Source organism: Micromonospora sp. NPDC003776 (genome assembly GCF_053605645.1).
Genome location: NZ_JBSGJR010000748.1, coordinates 1 through 2,800, shown reverse-complemented (window position 1 = coordinate 2,800; position 2,800 = coordinate 1). Strand labels below are relative to the sequence as shown.

Below are 2,800 nucleotides of genomic sequence, written 5' to 3'. Positions count from 1 at the left end.
CGTGGACCAGCACGTCCGGCGGCGCCCCGCAGCGGCCGGCCGGGGGTGGGGGGCCGTCCGGTCCGCCGAGCCGGTAGAGCCCGACCAGGTCGACCAGGTCCACCTGCCAGCCGGTCTCGGCGTGGATCTCGCGGACCGCCGCCCGCGGCGGGCTCTCGTCGTGCCGCAGCCGCCCGCCGGGCAGCGCCCACCGCCGGCCCGGGCCGGCCTGTCGGCAGAGCAGCACCCGGCCGGCCGGGTCGACGACGACCGCGGCGACCGCCCAGCGCAGCGCGCTCATGGACAAACAGCGTACGGCGGTGCAAACCAGAAGTCATCCCGACCGGACCGGGGTGCCGCCGGCACGGTCCGCACAGGTACCGTGTGCACCCGTGACCCTCGCCCCGATGACCCCACTGGCGGCCCTGCCCAGCCCCAGCACCGCCGTCTGGCAGCTCGGACCGGTTCCGATCCGGGCGTACGCGCTCTGCATCATCGTCGGCATCGTGATCGCCTGCGTGGTGACCGAGTACCGGCTCCGGCGGCGCGGCGTCGCCCCCGGCGCGGTCCTGGACATCGCGGTCTGGGCGGTGCCGGCCGGCATCGTCGGCGCGCGGATCTACCACGTGATCACCTCGCCGGAGAAGTACTTCGGCGCGCACGGCGACTGGACCAAGGTCTTCTACATCTGGGAGGGCGGCCTGGGCATCTGGGGCGCCGTCGCCGGCGGCGCGGTCGGCGCCTGGATCGCGGCCCGGCAGCTCGGCATCCCGCTCACCGTGGTGGCCGACGCGCTGGCCCCCGGGCTGCCGCTGGCCCAGGCGGTCGGCCGGCTCGGCAACTGGTTCAACAACGAGCTCTACGGCGGCCCCACCAGCCTGCCCTGGGGGCTGCGGGTGCACGTGATGGACCCGGACAACCCCGGGCACGCGCTGCGTGACGACGCCGGCCACCCGGTCCTGCAGCCCGGGCTCTACCACCCGACCTTCCTCTACGAGTTGCTCTGGAACATCGGCGTCGCCGCCATGGTCTACGTCGTCGACCGCCGGCTGCGCCTGGGCCGTGGCCGCGCCTTCGCGCTCTACGTGATGGGCTACACCGCCGGCCGGTTCTGGATCGAGATGATGCGCACCGACGAGGCCAACCACATCCTCGGGCTGCGTCTCAACGTGTGGACCGCGCTGCTGGTCTTCCTCGGCGCCCTCGCCTACTTCGTCCGGGTCCGCGGGCCCCGGGAGTACCTGGTCCCGGTCGGGACGCCGGTCGCCCCCGTCCCGCCCGCCGGCGGTGACCTGTCCCAGGTCGACCTTGCGGCCCGGGAGGCCGGCCCGCAGGCGGTCGCCCCCGAGGGCTACCGGGTGGTGACCGAGGACCAGTTCCGCGCGTACCGGGAGACCGGGGTGGTCCCCGACGAGGAGCCGGCGCCCGCCGGCGCCGAAGCGCCGACGGACGCGGCCGACGAGGCGGACGAGGAAGCCGCGCCGGCGGACGAGGACGCCACGCCGGCGGACGACGTGGACCGGGCCGGCGCCACGGGCGCCCGCCCCGCCGACCGGGACAGCTGAGCGGGGGAGACATGCGTACCGCGGTGGTGGTCGGCGCCGGTCTCGGCGGGCTGGCGACGGCCGGCGTGCTGGCCCGCTCCGGCTGGCGGGTCACCCTCCTGGAACGCGCCGACCGGGTCCGACCGGACCCGACCGCCGTCGTGCTCTGGCCCAACGGGGTACGCGCGCTGCGCGCCCTGGGCCTCGGCGCCGGCCTGGACGCCATCGCCACCCCGCTGCCCGACGGCGGGGTACGCCGCCCGGACGGGCACTGGCTCGTGCAGCCCCGTCCCACCCCGGCGGAGCGGATGCCGGTGGTGGTGCACCGGGAGGACCTGCACGACGCGCTCATCGCCGGGCTGGGTGACCAGGTCGAGCTGCGTACCGCGGTGGCGGTGCGGACCGTCCGGGCCGTCCCGGGGGAGCGGCCGGCGGTCGGCGACGGCCGGCACACCGTCGAGGCGGACCTGGTGGTCGCCGCCGACGGCATCGACAGCGAGATCCGCCGGCAGCTCGCCCCGGAGGCCCAGGTGGTCAGCTCCGGGTGCGCCGCCTGGCGGGCGGTGATCCCCTGGTACCGGGTGCCCCGGCTCGCCGCCGAGCAGCAGGTGGGCGGCGAGATCCTCGGCGCCGGGTACCGCTTCGTGGCCGCCTCGCTCGGCGAGCGCGGCGGGGCCGGGGGGTCCAGCCGAGGCGGCGTCTACTGGGTGGCCACCGCCGCCGGCGCGCCCCGCCCGGAGCCGCCGGAGACCCAGCTCGCCCTGCTCAAGCGCTGGTACGCCGACTGGCCGGGGCCGATCGCCGAGCTGCTCGACGCCACCGACCCGACGGACCTGGTGCAGCAGGAGATCCGCGAGCTGCGGCCGCTGCCCCGGGCGTACGGCTTCCCCGCCGGGCCCGGCGGGGTGGTGCTGCTCGGCGACGCCGCGCACGCCATGCCGCCGCACCTCGGCCAGGGGGCCTGCCTCGCCTTCGAGGACGCGGCCACCCTCGCGGCGCTGCTGCGCGAGTCCCGGCTCCCCGACGCGGTGGCCGGGTACGACCGGCTGCGCCGACCCCGCGCGGCGACCATGGTGCGGCAGACCCGCCGGATGTCCGCGGTGCTGCAGACCCGGGGCCGGCTGGCGCTGCGCGCCCGGGACGCCGCCCTCGGCACGATCAGTCCCCGGCTGCGCAGCACCGCGGCGGCGGCCGACGGCAGCGGCCGGGCGTCCGGGCCGCGCATCCGCTTGAACAGGCAGGACCACGCCTTCGGCGTGCTCGGGCTGGACTCGGTC

The 2,800-nt window shown here is 77.2% G+C and carries 3 protein-coding genes; 2 read left to right on the top strand and 1 reads right to left on the bottom strand.

All coding sequences use genetic code 11. The features are described from left to right. Positions 1–280, bottom strand: a 280-nt coding sequence (locus ACWEVO_RS34340) for an NUDIX hydrolase (protein ID WP_452311576.1), incomplete at its 3' end; no start/stop codon positions are given. Between the two features lie 91 nt (positions 281–371). Between ACWEVO_RS34340 and lgt the strand changes: the two genes are divergently transcribed. Next, positions 372–1,544 (top strand): prolipoprotein diacylglyceryl transferase, encoded by a 1,173-nt coding sequence (lgt, locus tag ACWEVO_RS34335; RefSeq protein ID WP_452311575.1) that lies wholly within the window; start codon positions 372–374, stop codon positions 1,542–1,544. 11 nt (positions 1,545–1,555) lie between these two features. Continuing rightward, a partial coding sequence (locus ACWEVO_RS34330; RefSeq protein ID WP_452311574.1) for an FAD-dependent oxidoreductase occupies positions 1,556–2,800 on the top strand: 1,245 nt, incomplete at its 3' end.